27 protein-coding genes and 1 pseudogene are annotated in these 18,495 nt (G+C 52.6%); 2 read left to right on the forward strand and 26 right to left on the reverse strand.

Translation table 11 applies throughout. The annotated features are described in order from the left end of the window. From AAYN39_RS18805 to AAYN39_RS18875, 15 genes are all read right to left on the reverse strand, one after another. Positions 1-588, reverse strand: a 588-nt coding sequence (locus AAYN39_RS18805) for a baseplate J/gp47 family protein (protein ID WP_346254055.1), incomplete at its 3' end; no start/stop codon positions are given. Further along, positions 575-934 carry a GPW/gp25 family protein gene (locus tag AAYN39_RS18810; protein ID WP_000177408.1) on the reverse strand — a complete coding sequence of 120 codons (360 nt, stop codon included), beginning with the start codon at positions 932-934 and terminating at the stop codon, positions 575-577. The genes AAYN39_RS18810 and AAYN39_RS18805, both read right to left, overlap by 14 nt. After that, complete coding sequence (locus AAYN39_RS18815; RefSeq protein WP_000993749.1) at positions 931-1,509, reverse strand: phage baseplate assembly protein V; 579 nt, start codon at positions 1,507-1,509, stop codon at positions 931-933. Before AAYN39_RS18815 ends, AAYN39_RS18810 begins: the two co-directional genes overlap by 4 nt. A gap of 68 nt (positions 1,510-1,577) precedes the next feature. Further along, positions 1,578-2,024 (reverse strand): phage virion morphogenesis protein, encoded by a 447-nt coding sequence (locus AAYN39_RS18820; protein ID WP_000343944.1) that lies wholly within the window; start codon positions 2,022-2,024, stop codon positions 1,578-1,580. Next, positions 2,017-2,448, reverse strand: a complete 432-nt coding sequence (locus tag AAYN39_RS18825; RefSeq protein WP_001039966.1) for a phage tail protein — start codon at positions 2,446-2,448, stop codon at positions 2,017-2,019. Before AAYN39_RS18825 ends, AAYN39_RS18820 begins: the two co-directional genes overlap by 8 nt. After that, positions 2,411-2,659 (reverse strand): Rz1-like lysis system protein LysC, encoded by a 249-nt coding sequence (gene lysC / locus AAYN39_RS18830; protein ID WP_223229656.1) that lies wholly within the window; start codon positions 2,657-2,659, stop codon positions 2,411-2,413. The genes AAYN39_RS18825 and lysC overlap by 38 nt, the downstream gene beginning before the upstream one ends. Then, positions 2,544-2,972, reverse strand: coding sequence for an Rz-like lysis system protein LysB (lysB, locus tag AAYN39_RS18835; protein WP_024131238.1), 429 nt, complete (start codon positions 2,970-2,972; stop codon positions 2,544-2,546). Before lysB ends, lysC begins: the two co-directional genes overlap by 116 nt. Then, positions 2,969-3,346: a DNZ54_00345 family protein gene (locus tag AAYN39_RS18840; RefSeq protein WP_000731034.1), complete on the reverse strand. Its 378-nt coding sequence runs from the start codon at positions 3,344-3,346 to the stop codon at positions 2,969-2,971. Before AAYN39_RS18840 ends, lysB begins: the two co-directional genes overlap by 4 nt. A 4-nt stretch (positions 3,347-3,350) precedes the next feature. Then, positions 3,351-3,860: a lysozyme gene (locus tag AAYN39_RS18845; protein WP_001097942.1), complete on the reverse strand. Its 510-nt coding sequence runs from the start codon at positions 3,858-3,860 to the stop codon at positions 3,351-3,353. After that, complete coding sequence (locus AAYN39_RS18850) at positions 3,841-4,056, reverse strand: HP1 family phage holin (RefSeq protein ID WP_000171566.1); 216 nt, start codon at positions 4,054-4,056, stop codon at positions 3,841-3,843. The genes AAYN39_RS18845 and AAYN39_RS18850 overlap by 20 nt, the downstream gene beginning before the upstream one ends. Positions 4,057-4,059: 3 nt before the next feature. Next, entirely contained in the window at positions 4,060-4,263 is a 204-nt protein-coding gene (locus AAYN39_RS18855) for a tail protein X (protein WP_000868184.1), read from the reverse strand. Further along, entirely contained in the window at positions 4,263-4,727 is a 465-nt protein-coding gene (locus tag AAYN39_RS18860; protein ID WP_000673540.1) for a head completion/stabilization protein, read from the reverse strand. The genes AAYN39_RS18855 and AAYN39_RS18860 overlap by 1 nt, the downstream gene beginning before the upstream one ends. 93 nt (positions 4,728-4,820) lie before the next feature. Next, positions 4,821-5,471 carry a terminase endonuclease subunit gene (locus AAYN39_RS18865; RefSeq protein ID WP_000059175.1) on the reverse strand — a complete coding sequence of 217 codons (651 nt, stop codon included), beginning with the start codon at positions 5,469-5,471 and terminating at the stop codon, positions 4,821-4,823. Positions 5,472-5,474: 3 nt separating this feature from the next. Next, positions 5,475-6,539, reverse strand: a complete 1,065-nt coding sequence (locus tag AAYN39_RS18870) for a phage major capsid protein, P2 family (protein ID WP_000730751.1) — start codon at positions 6,537-6,539, stop codon at positions 5,475-5,477. A 16-nt stretch (positions 6,540-6,555) separates the two neighbouring features. Further along, positions 6,556-7,389 carry a GPO family capsid scaffolding protein gene (locus tag AAYN39_RS18875; RefSeq protein ID WP_000216272.1) on the reverse strand — a complete coding sequence of 278 codons (834 nt, stop codon included), beginning with the start codon at positions 7,387-7,389 and terminating at the stop codon, positions 6,556-6,558. 142 nt (positions 7,390-7,531) lie between these two features. Here AAYN39_RS18875 and AAYN39_RS18880 point away from each other — a divergent pair, with 142 nt between their 5' ends. Continuing rightward, complete coding sequence (locus AAYN39_RS18880; protein WP_001098453.1) at positions 7,532-9,298, forward strand: terminase ATPase subunit family protein; 1,767 nt, start codon at positions 7,532-7,534, stop codon at positions 9,296-9,298. Next, the gene (locus AAYN39_RS18885; RefSeq protein ID WP_001681813.1) at positions 9,298-10,341 is read left to right on the forward strand and encodes a phage portal protein; all 1,044 of its coding nucleotides are present in this window, start codon (positions 9,298-9,300) and stop codon (positions 10,339-10,341) included. The genes AAYN39_RS18880 and AAYN39_RS18885 overlap by 1 nt, the downstream gene beginning before the upstream one ends. Positions 10,342-10,389: 48 nt before the next feature. Here AAYN39_RS18885 and AAYN39_RS18890 read toward each other — a convergent pair whose 3' ends face one another. The 11 genes and pseudogenes from AAYN39_RS18890 to AAYN39_RS18940 all read right to left on the reverse strand — a co-directional run bounded on the left by AAYN39_RS18890 (position 10,390) and on the right by AAYN39_RS18940 (position 18,439). After that, the gene (locus AAYN39_RS18890; protein WP_000080839.1) at positions 10,390-11,085 is read right to left on the reverse strand and encodes a hypothetical protein; all 696 of its coding nucleotides are present in this window, start codon (positions 11,083-11,085) and stop codon (positions 10,390-10,392) included. A 19-nt stretch (positions 11,086-11,104) separates the two neighbouring features. After that, entirely contained in the window at positions 11,105-12,169 is a 1,065-nt protein-coding gene (locus AAYN39_RS18895) for a hypothetical protein (RefSeq protein WP_000789323.1), read from the reverse strand. Beyond that, entirely contained in the window at positions 12,166-13,230 is a 1,065-nt protein-coding gene (locus tag AAYN39_RS18900) for a hypothetical protein (RefSeq protein WP_000829584.1), read from the reverse strand. Before AAYN39_RS18900 ends, AAYN39_RS18895 begins: the two co-directional genes overlap by 4 nt. Before the next feature lie 9 nt (positions 13,231-13,239). After that, entirely contained in the window at positions 13,240-13,458 is a 219-nt protein-coding gene (locus tag AAYN39_RS18905) for a hypothetical protein (RefSeq protein ID WP_000835188.1), read from the reverse strand. Positions 13,459-13,553: 95 nt separating this feature from the next. Continuing rightward, entirely contained in the window at positions 13,554-13,787 is a 234-nt protein-coding gene (locus tag AAYN39_RS18910) for a DinI family protein (protein WP_001217561.1), read from the reverse strand. Positions 13,788-13,798: 11 nt separating this feature from the next. Further along, positions 13,799-13,987, reverse strand: coding sequence for a hypothetical protein (locus AAYN39_RS18915; protein WP_001154438.1), 189 nt, complete (start codon positions 13,985-13,987; stop codon positions 13,799-13,801). 167 nt (positions 13,988-14,154) lie between these two features. Continuing rightward, positions 14,155-16,550: pseudogene (locus tag AAYN39_RS18920) on the reverse strand (replication endonuclease). Then, positions 16,541-17,401, reverse strand: a complete 861-nt coding sequence (locus tag AAYN39_RS18925) for a DNA adenine methylase (RefSeq protein ID WP_000104130.1) — start codon at positions 17,399-17,401, stop codon at positions 16,541-16,543. Before AAYN39_RS18925 ends, AAYN39_RS18920 begins: the two are co-directional and overlap by 10 nt. Next, complete coding sequence (locus AAYN39_RS18930) at positions 17,398-17,982, reverse strand: exonuclease domain-containing protein (RefSeq protein ID WP_001090717.1); 585 nt, start codon at positions 17,980-17,982, stop codon at positions 17,398-17,400. Before AAYN39_RS18930 ends, AAYN39_RS18925 begins: the two co-directional genes overlap by 4 nt. Continuing rightward, entirely contained in the window at positions 17,979-18,206 is a 228-nt protein-coding gene (locus tag AAYN39_RS18935) for a TraR/DksA family transcriptional regulator (protein ID WP_000785510.1), read from the reverse strand. The genes AAYN39_RS18930 and AAYN39_RS18935 overlap by 4 nt, the downstream gene beginning before the upstream one ends. Further along, positions 18,206-18,439 carry a DUF2732 family protein gene (locus tag AAYN39_RS18940; RefSeq protein WP_001244240.1) on the reverse strand — a complete coding sequence of 78 codons (234 nt, stop codon included), beginning with the start codon at positions 18,437-18,439 and terminating at the stop codon, positions 18,206-18,208. Before AAYN39_RS18940 ends, AAYN39_RS18935 begins: the two co-directional genes overlap by 1 nt. Positions 18,440-18,495: the final 56 nt, after the last annotated feature.

An 18,495-nucleotide genomic window follows, 5' to 3' on the forward strand; every position in this document is an offset into this window, starting at 1 on the left:
CTCACTGTTCAGAGCTTTTTCCACCACGTCCAGCAGGTCTTTTTCTGCTGTTCCATCGCCTTCGCGGCTCAGGACAGTCAGCACCACCTCTGCAGGTGCCGGACTGGTTGCACTGGCATCTGCCACACGTCCGTCCGCACTTCTGGCGTGAAATTCATAGGCTCCCGTCGGGCCAGCAACCGACAACCCCTCAAACGCAGCAGGGATGCGCTGGCGTAGCGCCTCATCATCTTCCATCACTGCGGCGACCGGCGGTACTGCATCATTATCAGCAGGCACTACAGTCAGGCGTTTCACGTTGCAGTTGGCTGCCAGCTGCTCAAGATCATTTCCCATCGAATAGGCCACCATCACCGCCTGCGCAGCCTCGTTAATACGCTGGCGCAGCAGGATTTCGCGGTATGTGCTTTCCTGCAGCAGCTTGGTGACGGGTTCAGATTCCAGCGCCAGCGTGCGCCGCACCGCGTCCTGTTCATCCACAGGATAAAGAGCCACAAAAGCGGCCTTGCGCTCAGCCAGCAGCGTCTCAAAATCCGGCACGTCCACTATCTGCGGCGCGGGCAGCCGGGAAAGGTCAATCACTGCCATTGTCTGCTCCTGTAGTTACCGAAAGTGAAACCGGCGCGCCGTTGTTGCGCTGCCCGGTAAGCTCAACCACCATAGAGCCGTCAAAATTGCCGTTGATGGTGATGGAGTCCAGCGTAAGGCGCGGCTCCCAGCGGTTCAGCGCCACATAGACTGCAGACATAATCTGCAGGCGCAGTGCCGGGTTCTGCGGCTGGTCAATCAGGGCTGACAGTAGGGAGCCATATTCCCGGCGAGCAAGACGACTGCCCTGCGGCGTCAGCAGAATATCCCGCACCGACTGGCGCAGATGGTCGGTATCTGCAATGACCTGCCCGTCATTCCTGCTCATACCGATATACAACGTCATACCGGACCTCCCGATGTATCCCCGCCTGACTTAACGCCAGTGTGACCGTGTTTATCCATCACGACCCCGTTAGAACTCATTGCGCCGCCGCCCTGGGTGACGCCGCCGTTGATCACCACCTCGCTATTAATGCGTGTTGTGTCAGCCTCCACCACAAACTCACCGGTTTTTAGGGTGATATTGTCCGCCGCCTCGATCACCATGGATTTGATACCCCGGACATGCCACCTCCCGGTGGCGGGTTCGTACTCAAACCAGCCCCCGTCCGGGTACTCCGTCACGCAGCCGTCCACAGAATCCGACGGCGGCGCAAACTGATTGGAGTAGATGGCGGGCAGCACAAAAGCGGTTTCCAGATTGCCGCCCATGCTCAGCACCACCACCTGCTCATCCGGCGACGGGCACCACCATGTACGGGCACCACCGGCACGCAGCGTCAGCCAGTTAATCCAGTTAGTTTCAAGCTCGCCCACTTTCACCCGGCACAGCCAGTTTTCCCGGTCCACTTCGGTCACGGTGCCGGTGCGGATCAGGTTGGTGATAAGGCGCATGATTTCGGTCAGTTGTGCATTCATAACGAAAGGTTGCCATCAGAGGGAAAAGGGAGGCAGCGCGGGCGCTTGTGCCAGCAGTGGCACAAAGATCACCCCGCCAGCCAGCGCAGCAGAGTGTCACGGGTGATGGTTTCCACCTCATCATTCACGCCCAAAAGGCGGCGCTCTGCGTAGCGGACCTCCGGGCCTTTTCGGCTGACGCGATCACGCAGGCCGTAATGGTGAACACGGGCAATGCGCTGCACCTTGCCATCAAACTGCACGCTGGCGGAGTCCGCACTGGCGGCGGTTTTCAGGTATTTTGTGGTGCGAAGCTTTGCAAACATCTGGCGTTTGATACGTCCCTTCTTGCTGCGGGCTGTCACCCTGCGCGGCTCATAGCCGATGCCGTCAGGATTACGCTGCAGCCTGATGTTCTGCTGCTGCGTCCGGCGCAACTGTTGCGCCAGTTGCCGCATCATACGGTTGCGTGCGGCAGGCTCCAGATTCGCCAGCAGCGCCGTCAGCCAGTCATCAACCTTCTGCAGCTCATCCACGTTTCACCGTCCACATTTCTTCGGGTTCGTCCGGCTCCGGCACCGCTTCAACGCTTGACACGCTGCCGTCAGTGCTGACCAGCACACGCTCAGTCAGTTGCAGGTTCATGCTGATATCGCACACATCGTTTCGCAGAATATCCACTTCAAAGGTGAACAGTTTTTCGCGCAGATCCGGGTTGTTGATGGCGTCCGGCTGGCTGGTACTGAGCCACAGCAGGACTGGGGCCATCAGCAGATTCTGGTCGCCGCTGAAATCCTCGATCACCACGTTCAGGGTGTAGCGGTATTCCCATGACATGGAACTGGCTCCTGTTGCCACCAGTGATCCGTTATCAACGAAAAGGTGCAGCTTGTCCGGGTTGTCCCGGACATAGGCAACCACTTTATTCAGGGCGCTGCGTAAGGACTGCGGTTTGTTCACTGTCTCGCTCCTGACACGCAATAATTGTGTCCACTTTGTCAGCACAGACCGCCCAGGCGGCCTCGGTTTCATCCAGCACCGCATTCAGATCGCCGTTACTGCGCGGCGCTGACCTTTCCAGGCGGCACTGCGTCACTCTGGGACAGCCACTCACGGTAAGCTGCACCTCCGGCGAGGGCCGGGCGGTCCCGCAACCTGATAATGTCAGCAGGCAAAGGAGTGTCAGCCCAGCGGCGTAAATCCTCGTTTTCACTTTTTAGCTCCTCGATCCGGCGCTGGCGACTTCGCAACAGTGCGGTGGTCTGCTCCGCAGCCGCATAAAGCCGCGTCTGCTCCCGGCTGTTGGTTTCGGTCAGAATGGACAGGCCGATCAGCTGGCTGTTTTTCTTCGTCAGCTCCTGCGTTTTGCTTTTCAGCGCCGCGCCCTGCGTTTCGATGGTGTGGCTGGCATTGTTTAACCGCCACGACTGCCAGCCCAGCGCCGCAAGTGCCAGCGCCAGCACTACCGCCAGCGCACGCATCAGGCCGCCATCGGCTCATGAAGCTGCGAGCGGGCAATCTGATACAAAACCAGCGTCAGCAGGTAAAACACCAGGGTGATCACCCATCCCGAAAACGCCAGGCACAGAACAATAAGCAGCCTGATAGCCCATGTACGCACGGGTTTTACGGGGTGCGCCCTGAATTTGATTAATGCCGCCCTGACCTCATCGCGCGCCCGATCTCCGGCGAACCACCCGACAGCGCACAGCGCAGCAAGCAGCCAGGCGAGGAAGCATGACACCTGGACAGACGCACCAACCAGAACCGGCGCACCGCTGCGCGGATACAGCAGGCTGATTACCAACAGCGCAGCCCATGCCAGCTGGAAAAAAACGCTCATGACTTTCTTTTTCATTCCGTTAGGCTCCTTTTAAGCACCAGGCCATTTCCCGCGCGCGGCGGTTGTCCAGCCCCTGATTAAACACACCTTTGACATATACCCAGCGCGGCAGCTGATGGCAGGCATCCGCCCAGCGCCGCTGGTTCAGCAACTTAACCAGCGTGGAGCTGCAGGCGTTGCCGGTGCCCACGTTGAAAGCAAACGACACCACCGCGTCATAGACCTTTTGCGGCATCGGCTGCACCACACATTTTTCCAGCGCCCGCTCCACGCGCAGCACATTGGTGATAAGTCCCTGCGCCGCCTGCCGTTCCGTGATGGTTTTTCCAGGCACCACACCGGACGTATTGCCGATCCCGTCAGTCCAGACGCCCGCGCTACACTGATAAGGCTGCAGGCGGCATCCCTCGTAATCGGCGATCAGTTTCAGCCCCTCAACGGAGGTATGAAGCGACTGAAATCCGGGCAGCGTGGCTGCGATAGCCAGCACTGCCCCGACAAGGCAGCACTTAACGATTGAAGTATTCATATTCCCCCCGCGAAATCTTGCCGCCACGTAACAATTTGAAAGACTGGTGTTTGTAGTACCAGTTGATAGCCAGCATCAGCACACCAATCAGTACGCCGCCAACCGTTGACGCATCCTTGAGCGACAGATCGCCCAGCCATGCCAGCAGCACGGCAATGCAGTAAGTGATAAAGGCGCTGATTCGTTCAAGCGTCATAATTCAGTCCCATAGCTGGACGGTCTGCGCCGTGGTTGACGCCGTAATGTCCGGCAGCTCCACCTGCAGCCCGTGCGGTAAAAATGGGCCGTACTCAGCCAGCCCCGGATTTGCCTGCAGAACCTGCTCAGTGACACCCTGCGTGCGCCCGTAATGACGCCAGCAAAGCGCGTCCACCGTGTCATACTGATGCGCACGCACTTTCATCAGATAAGCTCCACCGTACAGTGCGGTGCATCCTGCACCCGGCTGATGGCCCAGCGGGCATCACGCCACAGATCGCCGCTGGCCTCCGCCAGCTCCTCCCCTCGCTTCACGCCTGACGCCGTGGCGTCATAGTCCTGATAACGCTCATTAAGCACAGCGCGCGCCCAGCAAAAAACAGCGTTGTGGTAGTGCCGGATACGCTCGCTTTTACCGTCCAGCATTTCTGCGGGAACCTCAGCAAGTGTCCGCCAGCCCAGCATCTGCTGACGGTTGCGGAAGTCGTACAGCTCAGCGTTAACCTCAGAGATCGCCGTCAGCACGACCTGCTTTAAACGCGGCTGCGTCACCGTGCCGTCAGTGCGCATCACACTGCGAAATTCCGACAGGTTCACATCAGGCCAGAACGGCGTATTTTTGATGACCTCCGCCTGTTCCGGTGCCTGTTCTGGCGCAACAAACTTCATGCGGCGTTCTCCTGAATAAGTGGGCGGTGGACGGAATTTTGATGTGGCAGTGCCTTTCGCCATCCCGTGCCGCCCGTGCGCGGGGCACGTTCGTTAGCGGCTGTCATTGCGCAGTCTGCGCTCCAGCTGCTGCTTTTCTTTTTTCACACCGCAGCGGGGATCAAGCTGCAGCGCATGGTTAAGGTGATTCAGGGCAGACGCCGGGTTGCTTTCGCTCAGTACAGCACCGATGGCTTTATGCAGGCGCGCCCGCGACTGGTCCGGCATATCCAGATCGGTGGTCAGGTCCAGCGTCTGCAGAAGCGGATCGGCATCAAAACCGGCAGCGGCAAGCAGAGCGCTTTGCGCCGCGTCTGCCATTTCTTCTGCCAGCACGGTCTGCACGTTACGGTTGCCCAGAGGCATCACCCAGCCATGGCGCAGCGCATGGCGCCCGATTTCGAGCGCACCGGCATAATCACCGGCGTCGATACGCCACAGCATCACGTACATCAGCACGTCATCCTGCTGCGCACCTCCGGCAGCCAGCACGCCCTCCGCCCAGGCGGAATATTTCGGCAGCAGTTCCACCTTGATTTCCGCCTTTTTCACCGTGGACTGGACGCCCTTGAGGCGGCGGCGGTCTTCTGCCAGCTGCAGCAGCATCAGGTCATAGCCCGACGCATGGCGAACACTGCCGCCCTCACGGGCGGCCTGTTCAGCCTGAATGCGCAGGCGGTGCTGCCGTGCGGGACTCAGGCTCATGCGTTATTCCCCACTTTCCGGTGCGGCAGGCGCGCTGAAATCACCGATTTCGATGTTTTCTACCAGCGCCGCGCAGCGGTAGTCCTCGACCACATACGCCTCGTTGACGGATTCAAAGTTTTCAATCCGGTCGCGTTTCGGGTTGTCGATAACTGAACGGCGGCGGGTGTCTTCCTGCCAGTAGATGGACAGGTTATCCAGACGGGTGATCAGCAGGGCATTTGCCGGGAAGAAAGGCGCGCGCACAGCCTGCAGGCCGCCCATGCGTTTCTGGCTGATGATCAGATCGGCGGCGATTTTCTCGCTGTTGTCCTGCTCTTTGTTGACCAGCGGGAAATACTTGTCAGACAGCAGTTCACGTCCGCAGACAACAACCAGCTCGTCATCATCCTGATACTCCACATCGATCAGCTCGTTGACGGTATCCATCACCACCGCGTCAAGATTTACATACTTACCACCCGGACCTACTTTTACTGGTTCTGCAGTAGTGGTGCCGTCTTCTGCGGTTTTGCTGCCCATGACGTGATCCGGCGCGTCTTCGCGGATTTTCTGCAGCCAGCCTTTATTGACGTCCTGCAGCAGCGGGTTTTCAGCACGGTTGGAGGTTTTGGCGCGCTTCACGCCGTTAAAGCCGATCATGATGCGGTCCAGCGCCTGACGCTTGACGATGGCGTTGCGGATACGCACCTGGAAGTCCTGGAATTTCGCCCACAGGTCCAGTTTTGCGTAGGTCAGCACCGTATCAAAGTTGGTCTGCTCGCATTTGTATTCCACGTCTTCCATCAGCGTCGGATCGGTAGGCTCGCGCTCTTTGGTGGTGGTATCGGTGGTTCCGGCAATGGTGCTGCCAACGCCCAGCCCCAGCAACTGACCGGACTGCTCAGTGACCGGCGTGATGTTAATCAGCGTCAGGAAAGCAGCAGACTGCTGGATGTGGTCTTCCAGAGTCTGCTGCACGGACGGCTCCACGGTGAACTTGCTGGAGAGTTCTTCAACATCCACACCATTCAGGCGCGCCAGCTGCTGCAGGTAAGCGTTAAAGGCAAAGCGGGTTTTCTTTTTCATCGGGTTTTATGCTCCATCAGCAATTGGTCAGGGTGCCTGCCGGTGCGTCACCGCCCGGCGCGCGCTGGCGGTAATCCTTGCGGCTGTCTTCGCGGCTCAGTTGCTGCTGTAGCTCGGCAAAGGCGGTCTGCTGTTCCTGCAGGGAGGACTCCAGCGCGGAAAGGCGCTCACCGTTTTCAGCCAGGGATTTATCAGTGCGCTCGCTCAGGTTCTGCTGCTCGGTGGCGACAAGTTCCACGGCTTTATGCACATCGGAGAAACGCGCATCGTCGGTCTGCTCTTTTTTGGTGAACAGCGCGGTGACGCTGGCAAAGAGGGACGGCTTTTCGTCCTGGGCTTCTTCCAGTTCGATCAGCGTTTCAACCGCTTCCGAAAACAGGTTTTCAGGGTTCTGCTTACGGTTTGCCAGCGGGTTATGTGCGGCGCTGGCGCTGAAAGCCAGCATTTCGGTGCCAAGGCTCGCAGGATCGTCCGTCGCACCCAGCCCCACAAGGTAGGCTTTGCCGGTGTCGGCAAACTTCGTGCTGACCTCCATGGAGGTGAAAAGCTTCTGGCCTTTTTTCACCAGTTCCACCAGGGCGTCAGTGGGTTCGATATCGGCATAAAGTGCCATCTTGCCCGCCAGCGGGCCGTCCTGGATTTCTTCTGCAACCAGCCCCGTCACCCTGCCATAGCGGTTAAAAGTGCTCTCCGGCAGATAAGACTTGATGTGCTCAAGGTTAATCAGCGCGGTATAGACCGTCGGGTTGTAGCTGGCAGCCATCTGTACCAGCCATTCACGCTGGATCTCGCGCCCGTCAGTGGTGGCACCTTCCACCCCGATGCGGAAACGCTTTGCTTTCACTGTCATGAGCCGTGCTCCGTTAGAAATAACTTACTGGAGTCTTATGTTTGCGGTGATGGGGGGAGTGAGACAACGCGCTGTATTTGTACGGTAAACCACACAAACCGCAGCCGGGGAAAGCCGCCATCCAAGGCCGTATGTTTGGGCCATGAACACGACACTGACCCCCGCAGACCTCGATCCCCGTCGGCAGGCCATGCTGCTGTACTTTCAGGGATACCGCGTAGCCCGCATTGCTGAAATGCTGGGCGAAAAAGTTGCAACCGTTCACAGCTGGAAAAAACGCGACAAGTGGGGCGACTATGGGCCGCTGGATCAGATGCAGCTCACCACCGCCGCACGTTACTGCCAGCTCATCATGAAGGAGCAGAAAGAAGGGAAAGACTTCAAGGAAATTGACCTGCTGGCGCGCCAGTCAGAGCGTCACGCCCGGATCGGAAAATTTAACGACGGCGGGAACGAAGCAGATTTAAACCCGAAAGTAGCCAACCGTAACAAAGGTCCGCGCAGGCAGCCGGAAAAGAACGTTTTCTCCGACGAACAGATCGAAAAGCTGGAAGAAGTCTTCCACGCCTCAATGTTCGACTATCAGCGTCACTGGTTTGAAGCAGGAAAAATAAACCGCATCCGTAATCTGCTCAAGTCGCGCCAGATTGGCGCCACGTTTTATTTTGCCCGTGAAGCATTGATTGACGCCCTGCTGACCGGACGCAACCAGATTTTCCTTTCTGCCAGTAAGGCACAGGCGCACGTCTTTAAGCAGTACATCATCGACTTTGCAAAAGAAGTTGAGGTGGAGCTGAAAGGCGATCCTATGGTGCTACCCAATGGCGCAGCATTGTACTTTCTCGGCACCAACGCCCGTACGGCGCAGAGCTACCACGGCAACCTGTACCTTGATGAATATTTCTGGATACCGAAATTCCAGGAGCTGCGCAAGGTTGCCTCCGGTATGGCCATTCACAAGAAATGGCGACAAACCTACTTTTCCACGCCGTCCAGCCTGACCCACAGTGCCTATCCGTTCTGGTCCGGCGCGCTGTTTAACCGGGGCCGAGCCAAAGCGGACAAGGTAGATATTGACCTGACCCACAGCAACCTTGCACGCGGCCTGCTCTGCCCTGACGGACAGTACCGCCAGATCGTCACCGTGGAGGATGCGGTGCGCGGCGGCTGTAACCTGTTCGACCTCGACCAGCTGCGCATGGAGTACAGCCCGGACGAATACCAGAACCTGCTGATGTGCGAATTTATTGACGATCTGGCGTCAGTATTCCCGCTCAGCGAACTGCAGGCGTGCATGGTGGACAGCTGGGAAGTCTGGACCGATTTTCAGGCGCTGGCGCTGCGCCCGTTTGGCTGGCGCGAAGTCTGGATCGGTTATGACCCGGCGAAAGGTACGCAGAACGGTGACAGCGCAGGTTGTGTGGTTATTGCTCCGCCCACTGTACCGGGCGGAAAGTTCCGCATTCTGGAGCGTCATCAGTGGCGTGGGATGGACTTCCGCGCCCAGGCTGACGCCATTAAAAAGCTGACACAGCAGTACAACGTGACCTATATCGGCATCGACTCGACCGGCGTCGGTCACGGTGTTTACCTGAACGTAAAAGACTTTTTTCCAGCAGTACGAGAGTTTGTCTACAACCCCAACGTCAAAAACGCCCTGGTGCTCAAGGCGTACGACATTATCAGCCACCGCCGTCTGGAGTTTGACGCCGGGCATACCGACATTGCGCAGTCCTTTATGGCTATCCGCCGGGCCACCACCGCCAGCGGCAACCGCCCAACCTATGAAGCCAGCCGCAGCGAAGAAGCCAGCCACGCAGATTTGGCCTGGGCAACGATGCACGCACTGTTTAACGAACCGCTGCAGGGCGAAGCCGCCAATACCAGCAATATTGTGGAGATTTTTTGATGAGTGAACACGACGCCCTGACCAGCACCGCGCCAGTGCAGGAGGCCGAACAGCAGAAGAATACAACTCACGCCGAAGCGTTCAGCTTTGGCGATCCGATCCCGGTACTGGACCGCCGCGAACTGCTGGACTATGTGGAATGCGTACAGATGGACAGATGGTATGAGCCGCCAGTAAGCTTTGACGGGCTGGCGCGAACCTACCGCGCCGCTGTGCATCACAGCTCACCGATAGCGGTTAAGCGTGACATTCTCAGCAGTACGTACATCCCGCACCGCCTGCTCAGCCAGCAGGCTTTTGCCCGTTTCGTCCAAGATTATCTGGTGTTCGGTAACGCCTATCTGGAAAAGCGCACCAACCGGCTCGGCGGCGTTCTCTCACTGGAGCCAGCACTGGCGAAGTACACACGCCGTGGCTTGGACCTCGACACCTACTGGTTTGTGCAGTACGACCTGACCACGCAGCCCTATGAATTTACACAGGGCAACATCTTTCACCTTATGGAGCCGGATATTAACCAAGAGATTTACGGGCTGCCCGGCTATCTCTCCGCCATTCCGTCAACCCTGCTCAACGAGTCCGCAACGCTGTTCCGCCGGAAGTATTACATCAACGGCAGCCATGCGGGGTTCATCATGTATATGACCGATGCAGCACAGAATCAGGAGGACGTGAACAATATCCGCCAGGCAATGAAAAGCGCCAAAGGGCCGGGCAACTTCCGCAACCTGTTTATGTACTCGCCCAATGGTAAAAAGGACGGCATCCAGATCATCCCGTTGTCGGAAGTTGCGGCAAAGGATGAGTTTCTTAACATCAAGAACGTTAGCCGCGATGACATGATGGCAGCGCACCGCGTGCCACCGCAGATGATGGGCATCATCCCCAACAATACCGGCGGCTTTGGTGATGTGGAAAAGGCCAGCCGCGTGTTTGTACGAAATGAATTAATACCCCTTCAAGAAAGGATTAAAGAACTCAATGAATGGTTAGGGGATGAAGTCATTAGATTTGCGAAATATACACTCGACGACATAAGCTAATTTTATTATAAAAGATGGTGCCATCATATAACGATGACACCATCGCCCCTAAAATTTATCAATTTCCATACATGAAATAGCATCATTGAAAATCGAAAAATGCTCATCAGGAACCACTGCAGAAGCCCCACTGGTTAATTCAAAACTAATCTTTGAATCAAGGTAAAACCCTCCTGCTTTTATTTTATCGAGCTTGAATTCACTATCCCCAACAAAAATCTTCAAATCATGCAAAGCATCGCCGCTAGAATTCAATTCCAAACATGCTCTTGTTTTTTCAGTAACAGGAAGATTTGACACCTTCACTTTGGAAATGCCAAACACCTTTACGCCGAAATTTTCTCGAATGACCCTCATGAAAGCTTTAAGATCTACGGTTAAATTCCCATAAGCAACATTTAACCCTTCGGCCTGAGACAAAAAATCGATAAAAGGTTTAACTGTTTTTGGAGGATTGTAAAAAGTTAACAAACATATCTTATTGCTGAGGGTTTGGATAGAAAAACTAATCTGATCAAATACAACCCTTTCGAATTCCAGCACCTCACCAAATGGATCGGCAATCGGCTCTAAAACAACAGATTTTTTATTGAAAGTTGCAGTCATACCATTATGAATGGTTTCATACTTAGTAAAACCAGCACCAATAGCATCAGAATAAGGCGTGTTTTTGATAAAATCAAAGACAGCTTCAGGGCTGGTCCTGATTTTCAATCTCATCCACTTCAATCTTAATTGTGACATAGCCACTCCTTATGATGTATTAGCTGATTTCCATTATAATAGAATAAGCTCTATTTTCAATTAATTTATTGAATCGCTCAGTTTCTCTACCAGAGAGTTTTTGCGGCTTACTGAAATATTGTCCGTTTGCCTTATATTTTCTGACTCCCTTAACTAAATATGAGAAATTAGTACAATTGAGAGGATCACCAAATTGGGCCTCAAGCTCAAATATATCTGGATCTGCCAAGTTCTCCTTGACCTTCCATTTTATTTTCCAGATATAGAATCCTCTATCATAAAGATCACTTAATTCATCAGATTTAAGTACCCCCTCACCCCTAAGTGATGCCCTAGACACATGCACTCCAGTTTCGGTGTTTCCATCTTCAGCCTCTATAGTTTCAGGCTTAGGGTGATATACATAAGCATCAGTAACATCCAGTAACTCATAGCCATCAAGTGTACGGATTAATTTATCGAAGAATAAAGTTCTAACATCAGCAGATGTATTGTGAGAGAGTGAAATTTCGTTTAATTTTAAATCAAGGTTACTATCATCCGCTTGCTCGTTCTGAATAGCGCTGATGTGCCCCAGTAAAAGCCCCTCGTAATCGTCAAGGTTTTCATTATCTGGACGACGGATACTGTAACCATCATCAAGAGGCTCAATTTCAATTAACGCCTCTTTATTAATAGCCTGTTTGAAATCACTTTTTCCATAATTAGTTGAAAGATATCTAATATTAATCAGAACTCGCGGCCCATCCACGATTATTTTACAATAATCATCCTGCCCGGTAATTTCTTTCTTAAGTTTTTCTGCCGCGTCTATAATACCTTTCTTATCTATACCAGTCTCAATTCTTACACATGTAATTTTTTCGGTCCTTGTCTGGCCACCTAGCAGGGTTGCAATTTTTTGATGCTCGTAATAATCATGAGTCATTCGAGAATAGTTTCTTGCCAATTCCTTTCGAGGAGTTTTTTTACATATAATCGTTCCTCTCTCTAAGAAAAGGTCTTGAATTTCATTTAGGGTAATTTGCTTTTGGTTTAAAGCATCATACAAAGCTTTATCAGTTACGCTGTGAATATTTTTCATTTCGGCTCCCAAGAAATAACTTCTGCAGAGAAGAATTCTTTTACTGTAGACACAACTTTAACGTCTAAATCTTCAAGCCTCTTTTTAGCTTCTTCATCTAACCCATACTCATGCGCATATTTTTCAACTCCCCGTTGAAAATGGGAGAGAATCCTCTCATCTTTTTCTCGATATGCCAGCCTTATCCTAATTTTATTTATACCATCAAGAATTTGATAATTTGACAAAATATCTAACAAATAAAAGAATTCATTGTCGCTGTTACCTTTTTTGTTGTAATACACAACAAACCCTTCTGGATAAACTTCCTCCTCAATACCTTTAGCTCTGTTAAATTTATAAACAGCACCATGTTTGATAACCATGAAAGGTGATGACAAGACTTCTATAGTAGCTGGAAGATATTTTTCAGTCACAGCAACCTTATGAAAAGTCAATTGAGGGTAATAGAATCCATATTCTTCATCAGGAAACTCTTTCTTGGCAATCAAATCATTCATATCATTCGTTATTGCCAACATATAATTAATCAGAAACGGATCGATTATATGAATTTGCTGACCTGCGGATAAAGGAATCTTTTCTAAGTTGACAGCCTTATCTCTTCTTCCTTTAGCGGGTTTGGGAGGATTAAAAAACTCATAAAAATCATGCTGCAACTGATTATCATGATTAAAAACAAACAGTAAACCGCGAACTTCACAGTCAATTTGAGAAAAATTATATTTTTCTGACCACTCAGGACTATAGCGAGCACATTCAATAGTTTTTGCTAATGACGCCAATGCAGATTCTATTTTTGACGCATTTATTGAACCTGCTTTATAACTTTTTAAATCAGTATTTAAATAAATAACTTTGTTTAAATATGGGTCTTTATAACTAAATACAACATCTACAGGATGCGTGTGCTTCTGCTTCTTACCTTCAGGCTTATGTTTAGCCTCATCATCACAAAGGAAATCTCGGTCGCAGGGGCCATGCTGCTGCCACTTAAATCGACTCAGTAGATCCTCCGATATGCGTTTCGCCAAATCTTCAATAGGGCCGTTCTCTGCCATTTGATTTCCTTACTTTTTTGCAGACAATTCTAATTGAAAGATAAAGGTAAGCTTTTTTGCTTGCAAGGACTTTGGACCTAACGTGAGACGCTGAGCGCGCGCTCGTATCCCCGCCACGCCTGCCCGCTTTGTGTAGTGGTTTTCATGCACCTGCATGACATAAGCAAAAGCCCGCCAGTTCTGGCGGGCCTGAGCAAAAACGATCCTCAAACGATCATGCGATTTCATGCGGCATAGACATGCACAACAGCGCTAACGCCTCACGTGGCTCGTTGTTCAACCTTGCGGACGGTAAAAACCAGTTTTATCGTCCGCAACGTTCGCTAATGTAACCAGCTGTCGTCCTCCCAGACCTGCTGCATTATTTCCATCACTCGCTTTTTGTCTTCATCCAGTTTTAACCCGCTCAGTTCAACACCATTGGCGCTGCCCTTGCGGATACGAATTGCTGTTTTGGGATACAGAGGGCGCAAATTACGGTAAAGCTCGGATTCAAGGGCGTCCAGTGTAGCCTGGCTAATCTTCTGCTCTTTATCGATCATTATTTCAATGCGCATACAGATTTCCCTTAACTGGTTACGTCCATTGACCGGCAGTATTCATGGCTGCGGATTTTCGCCATCAGCTCGTCGGTCAGTTCTGACACCCACTGGATAGCCAGCCGCTTTTCTTCGTCGCTGCACTCACTAGCCGCTACAAGCTTAATAAAAAAATCAATGCGCTGGAGCTTCAACGACTCCAAAATATAGTCCTGCATCTTCCCTCCTATCACGACCTCGGATACGCATTAACTGTATGTATATCCACTGTTTATATATACAGTGTACCCCTGATATCCAAAAGTAAAATATTTTTTATCCGTCAATGAGAACGTTCTTACGAAGGTCGTTAAGAGCATGAATTGTTAAAGCCTTGCCGTCAGTATCACTGACGCCATTTGTCATCTTCCTGCAGTCGATGGTTGCGGTAAAAAATCCGTAGCCCGGCACCTGACGGAATGCTGCCACCACGCAGAAGCAAATCAATCTCAGATGCACTACCTTCAAACCCTCTGGCTGTCAGTTCTGCCTCAAGCTGCAGGCGTTGCTGCTCCGAAATATTCTGTTTGTATACTGTTTTCCGCTTCGGTTTTACCAGTCTCAACCTGGCTGTAAGTTCCCGCCGTTCCTTCTGGCCCATATTGTGGAGATAATCCTGCAGTTCCTTCTCATTCATGGTTTTAATATCGGGTAAATCACCCCCTGATTTGTTCAGATTTTCAACAGGGGGACAGTTAGAGTCCAAGGGGCGCAAGCGCCCTGGTCGGCTGCCGCCTCCTGAACGTCAACGGCTTTACGAACCTTTTTCCACTTCACCGCGTGCGTGCAAATCTTGCCCTCCGCAATCGGGGACCAGATGCCATATATACGGATACCGTGATCGCCGTAGGCGCTCGGCTCATCGTTAAGCTCATATGCCGTGCGGACAAGGTGATGTTTGCGGGGAACCAGCACACCGCCCTGCTTCATGATATAGGTGGCAAAGCAGCCCGCATCAGCCGCCGCCAGTACCGCATCCAGACGCGGATTATCCAGTACCGGCGCACCCGCTTTGCGTTCGCCCTGCACTCTCGCCGCCTGACCAGCCAGCAAGCGCAGCTCGCGGTATGCCTGACGCCCCGGAATACCAAAGAAACGGAACTGCTGGACACGATGCAGTGACGCCCAGGCGCTGACATGCTCGGCGCTGTCACGCAGTGATCTGCCGGTTTCTTTGCTGATTTCTTTAGCCAGCCCGCGCCCGTCGATGTTCTTGCTGATGTATTTGGCGATGTAGCTTGTCGGCGTACCCTTGCGCGGGTTGATTAGCTCGGGCTTGAAGCGCGGCCCGGTATTGGCGCCCAGCTCCTCGCGGTCTTCACGGATGGCAAACTTACGCAACAGCGCGGTGATGGAACGGCGGTCTTTTTTGCGCATGAAGCACAGAAGATGCCAGTGCACGGTGCCGTCATGGTGCGGCTCTGCAACGCGGACGCCATACCAGCGCAGCCCGGCCTTGTGCATTGCCTTGCGGAAAGCGGCGAACGTATCAACCAGATAGTCACTGCTCTGCCGGACAGTGGCACTGGTCCACTTCGGATTAGGCCTGCCGTTGTTGAGGGTTGCGTGGAAGCGTGACGGGCAGGTGATGGTATAAAACACCGCGCAGTCTCCGCGCATTTCCGCGATCAGCTCCAGCCCCTTAACACAGGCCATCATTTCATTACGGCGGTGCGCCGGGTTGCTGTTGCTGGCGTTCACCACGTCTTCCATGTCCAGCGTGTCGCCGTCTTCGTTGATCAGCTCATGCGAGCGGAAGAACTCCAGCGATTTGCGGCGCTGCTCGCGTTTGTGGATCACGGCTTCGTAGCTGACATACGGTGAGGCTTTCTTGTTGACCAGGCAGACGGCGCGCAACTGCTCCTCCCGCCACTCGCAGCGCATCTGCCACAATTTGCGATACCACCAGTCCGCGCACAGCATACGGGCCAGCGACGGTGGGATCAGTTCATAAGGCACCGGCTTACGGCGGCGCTTTTTGCGGCGCAACTGCTCAAACGCAGGCGGGATGACCTCAAGGCGCATGGCCTCTGCAGCAACCCTTTCCCATGCCTGACGAATTTCTTCTGGTTTAACATCATCACTGACAAACAGATCACCGCAGGCTGCATCAAGACACATGCTCATATGTGCCGCAACCAGCGTGGATAGGCGTTTAACCTGATCCTGATTCATTTCAGGGAGTACCAGCAGCCCCTCCAGCCCGTCATGACTCGCCATGAACCGGAAAGAGGCAGATACCTGACTGTCGCGCACGCGCTCCAGCCGCTCAAGACACGGCCTGATTGTTTTTTGCAGGTAGCGGGAATAAGCTTTTGCTCTGCCCAGACTATGGAAATATTTAATCCGCTCCAGCAGAGGCTTGCTGATATGCGCCGGTTGGGCGCCCACGTTGGCAATAATGACCAGATCGGGATTAAAACGCTGCTGCTCGCGCGCCGTTTTGGCATGGTTAATCAGCCGATCCTGCTCCATTTCACGCTGGACAGGATCACGGGATTCATTGAAGAAATAGCGCTCCCAGACCTCATCGCTCAGCGTCTCACGGCGCAACTGCTCCTGCTCGTTATCCACAGCGTAAAGAGCGATCAGGTTTGAAAGCGCAGACTCCGGCGCAAATTCCGCCGGGTCCAGATACGGGTTAACCGCTTTTTTTGGGGTATTCCATGGAAAGGCTGCGGCGGCCTCATTCGAGCCGCCGGTGGTTTGTGCATAATGTAATGTGATTTTACTCACTGCCACGCCCGCACCTCAGTTTCCACCGAGACATCAGGACCAGACGCCAAATCAACACCGAACCAGCGCACTAACTTCGTAGCGATGATTTCTGTTGCAGATTTACCATCACCTGCAGCCACACCCATGCTGCGCTTTGCGATGATGCGGTGGCGGGTGAAATTACGATATAAGGAACGTGTCAGAGAGGTGTCGCTGTTGGACACAATAATCGGATGACCTTCTGATGACCGGCGTTCAAGAATAGACGCCAGATGGTACTGATCGTCCCCGGTAAAACTGGCAGTGTGATAACCGCTAAATGTGCCGTCATATGGCGGATCACAATAAACCACATCCCCCGCCCGCAGCATTGCCAGCGTCTCATCATAGCTGGCGCAGATAAACGTTGCGCGTTGTGCCTTTTTTGCAAAAGCACGTATTTCGTTTTCAGGGAAGTACGGATTTTTATAATTACCGTAAGGGACATTAAAATGACCGCTCAGGTTATAGCGGCACAGTCCACGATAACCATGACGATTGAGATAAAGGAAATATACTGCTTTCATGAAATCAGTAATTTCAGAGGAATGATTAAATTCATGCCTAATGTTGTAATAAGCAACTTCTCTATTCGCAATCGCAAAAATATTCTTTGCGCGTGATATGAAAGCTTCACAATCAAGGGCAATTTTTTTATAGAGATTGATAAGATCTGGATTAATATCCGCGACAAGATAATGAGGATAGTCTGTTGCCATCATCACAGCACAGGAACCGGCGAACGGCTCCACCAGTCGCTGACCTGCAGGCAGATGCTTAATCAGTTCCGGCATGATGGCGGTTTTATTTCCCGCCCATTTCAGGATGGTGCTCATTTAGCACCACCTTTAGCCAGAGCACGGACAAGCCCTAACGTCATTTTGCAATCAGCTAAAGCACGGTGCGCCTTACCTTCAACTACAACACCTTCATGCGCAGCAGCATCAACCAGCTTATGCCATTTATAGCCATTAAATCGTCCCGGCTCGCCTCGATACTCTGCATAAAGCTTCATCGCGCAAACAGAATGAGCAGCAAGCATCCATGGCGCACCTTCAGAAGGTCTTTCATTCAATGCGTAGGTCTGACGAATTAACCGGAGATCAAAATCGGCGTTATAGATAACAAACCCAAAGCGCCGAAATAGTTCCTCCACTGCCCCGCATATATCAGTCCAGGCAGGGGCAAAAGCAACCATTTCATTAGTAATTCCATGAATTGCTATTGCTTCATCAGGGATAGGCTTAGTGGGCTTAATAAGCGTATTAAGCATAATAAACCCATGACTATCAATAATGCATATTTCAACTATTTCCGCATCATCACCCAACCCGGTCGTTTCGGTATCAATAAATAAGTAGTCATTATCAAGCCATTGATTTGCACGTTGGCTAATTGTCATCTTATCGGTATTCATACAGCACCTCCATTGTAGTGTTTGCCTTTCAGCTCTGCGATTTCCTGACAGGTGACGCAGCACTGCACGCCCGGAATGGCGCGGCGGCGTGCTGGCGGGATCGGTGCATCGCAATCAATGCAGAGAACACGGGAAACGCCCGGCGTTTTATTGCGGGCGGTGTGAATGTGGCGCTGGCGTTCTTCTTCAACGCGCTGCTGTACGAGGTCCATTGAATCAGCCATCAGTGGATCTCCTGCGCTTCGTTCTGAATCTTCACCGCTTCCTGACGCAGCAGCTCAGCCGCTTCCGTGTGGTTAAGCTGACGTGACACGATACGGGCAGCCAAAGAGTCCAGACGTGCTGCCATCACATCAGCGCGTCCACGGCGTTCTTCCATGCGTGCATCAGTCAGCATCTGGTTAAGGCCAGCATCATCTGGTCCTGTTTTGGTGATTCGGGTTTCAATATTTCGCATTGTTGTTTCTCCTGAATTTGGGCAATAAGAAGCCCGGCGGGTTTACGCCTTTAATT

The sequence above is a fragment of the Salmonella sp. K21076 genome, assembly GCF_039650795.1.
In the GTDB taxonomy this organism is placed as follows: domain Bacteria; phylum Pseudomonadota; class Gammaproteobacteria; order Enterobacterales; family Enterobacteriaceae; genus Salmonella; species Salmonella enterica.

What these genes read in the sequence shown, in the direction of transcription:
- AAYN39_RS18870 (WP_000730751.1), bottom strand. Translation starts at nt 6,539, where the DNA reads ATGAAAAAGAAAACCCGCTTTGCCTTTAACGCTTACCTGCAGCAGCTG.
- AAYN39_RS18930 (WP_001090717.1), bottom strand. Translation starts at nt 17,982, where the DNA reads ATGAATACCGATAAGATGACAATTAGCCAACGTGCAAATCAATGGCTT.
- AAYN39_RS18880 (WP_001098453.1), top strand. Translation starts at nt 7,532, where the DNA reads ATGAACACGACACTGACCCCCGCAGACCTCGATCCCCGTCGGCAGGCC.
- AAYN39_RS18850 (WP_000171566.1), bottom strand. Translation starts at nt 4,056, where the DNA reads ATGACGCTTGAACGAATCAGCGCCTTTATCACTTACTGCATTGCCGTG.
- AAYN39_RS18895 (WP_000789323.1), bottom strand. Translation starts at nt 12,169, where the DNA reads ATGAAAAATATTCACAGCGTAACTGATAAAGCTTTGTATGATGCTTTA.
- AAYN39_RS18845 (WP_001097942.1), bottom strand. Translation starts at nt 3,860, where the DNA reads ATGAATACTTCAATCGTTAAGTGCTGCCTTGTCGGGGCAGTGCTGGCT.
- AAYN39_RS18840 (WP_000731034.1), bottom strand. Translation starts at nt 3,346, where the DNA reads ATGAAAAAGAAAGTCATGAGCGTTTTTTTCCAGCTGGCATGGGCTGCG.
- AAYN39_RS18890 (WP_000080839.1), bottom strand. Translation starts at nt 11,085, where the DNA reads ATGTCACAATTAAGATTGAAGTGGATGAGATTGAAAATCAGGACCAGC.
- AAYN39_RS18815 (WP_000993749.1), bottom strand. Translation starts at nt 1,509, where the DNA reads ATGAATGCACAACTGACCGAAATCATGCGCCTTATCACCAACCTGATC.
- AAYN39_RS18855 (WP_000868184.1), bottom strand. Translation starts at nt 4,263, where the DNA reads ATGAAAGTGCGTGCGCATCAGTATGACACGGTGGACGCGCTTTGCTGG.
- AAYN39_RS18810 (WP_000177408.1), bottom strand. Translation starts at nt 934, where the DNA reads ATGACGTTGTATATCGGTATGAGCAGGAATGACGGGCAGGTCATTGCA.
- AAYN39_RS18900 (WP_000829584.1), bottom strand. Translation starts at nt 13,230, where the DNA reads ATGGCAGAGAACGGCCCTATTGAAGATTTGGCGAAACGCATATCGGAG.
- AAYN39_RS18925 (WP_000104130.1), bottom strand. Translation starts at nt 17,401, where the DNA reads ATGAGCACCATCCTGAAATGGGCGGGAAATAAAACCGCCATCATGCCG.
- AAYN39_RS18935 (WP_000785510.1), bottom strand. Translation starts at nt 18,206, where the DNA reads ATGGCTGATTCAATGGACCTCGTACAGCAGCGCGTTGAAGAAGAACGC.
- AAYN39_RS18910 (WP_001217561.1), bottom strand. Translation starts at nt 13,787, where the DNA reads ATGCGCATTGAAATAATGATCGATAAAGAGCAGAAGATTAGCCAGGCT.
- AAYN39_RS18915 (WP_001154438.1), bottom strand. Translation starts at nt 13,987, where the DNA reads ATGCAGGACTATATTTTGGAGTCGTTGAAGCTCCAGCGCATTGATTTT.
- AAYN39_RS18860 (WP_000673540.1), bottom strand. Translation starts at nt 4,727, where the DNA reads ATGAAGTTTGTTGCGCCAGAACAGGCACCGGAACAGGCGGAGGTCATC.
- AAYN39_RS18905 (WP_000835188.1), bottom strand. Translation starts at nt 13,458, where the DNA reads ATGAAATCGCATGATCGTTTGAGGATCGTTTTTGCTCAGGCCCGCCAG.
- AAYN39_RS18885 (WP_001681813.1), top strand. Translation starts at nt 9,298, where the DNA reads ATGAGTGAACACGACGCCCTGACCAGCACCGCGCCAGTGCAGGAGGCC.
- AAYN39_RS18875 (WP_000216272.1), bottom strand. Translation starts at nt 7,389, where the DNA reads ATGACAGTGAAAGCAAAGCGTTTCCGCATCGGGGTGGAAGGTGCCACC.
- AAYN39_RS18865 (WP_000059175.1), bottom strand. Translation starts at nt 5,471, where the DNA reads ATGAGCCTGAGTCCCGCACGGCAGCACCGCCTGCGCATTCAGGCTGAA.
- AAYN39_RS18940 (WP_001244240.1), bottom strand. Translation starts at nt 18,439, where the DNA reads ATGCGAAATATTGAAACCCGAATCACCAAAACAGGACCAGATGATGCT.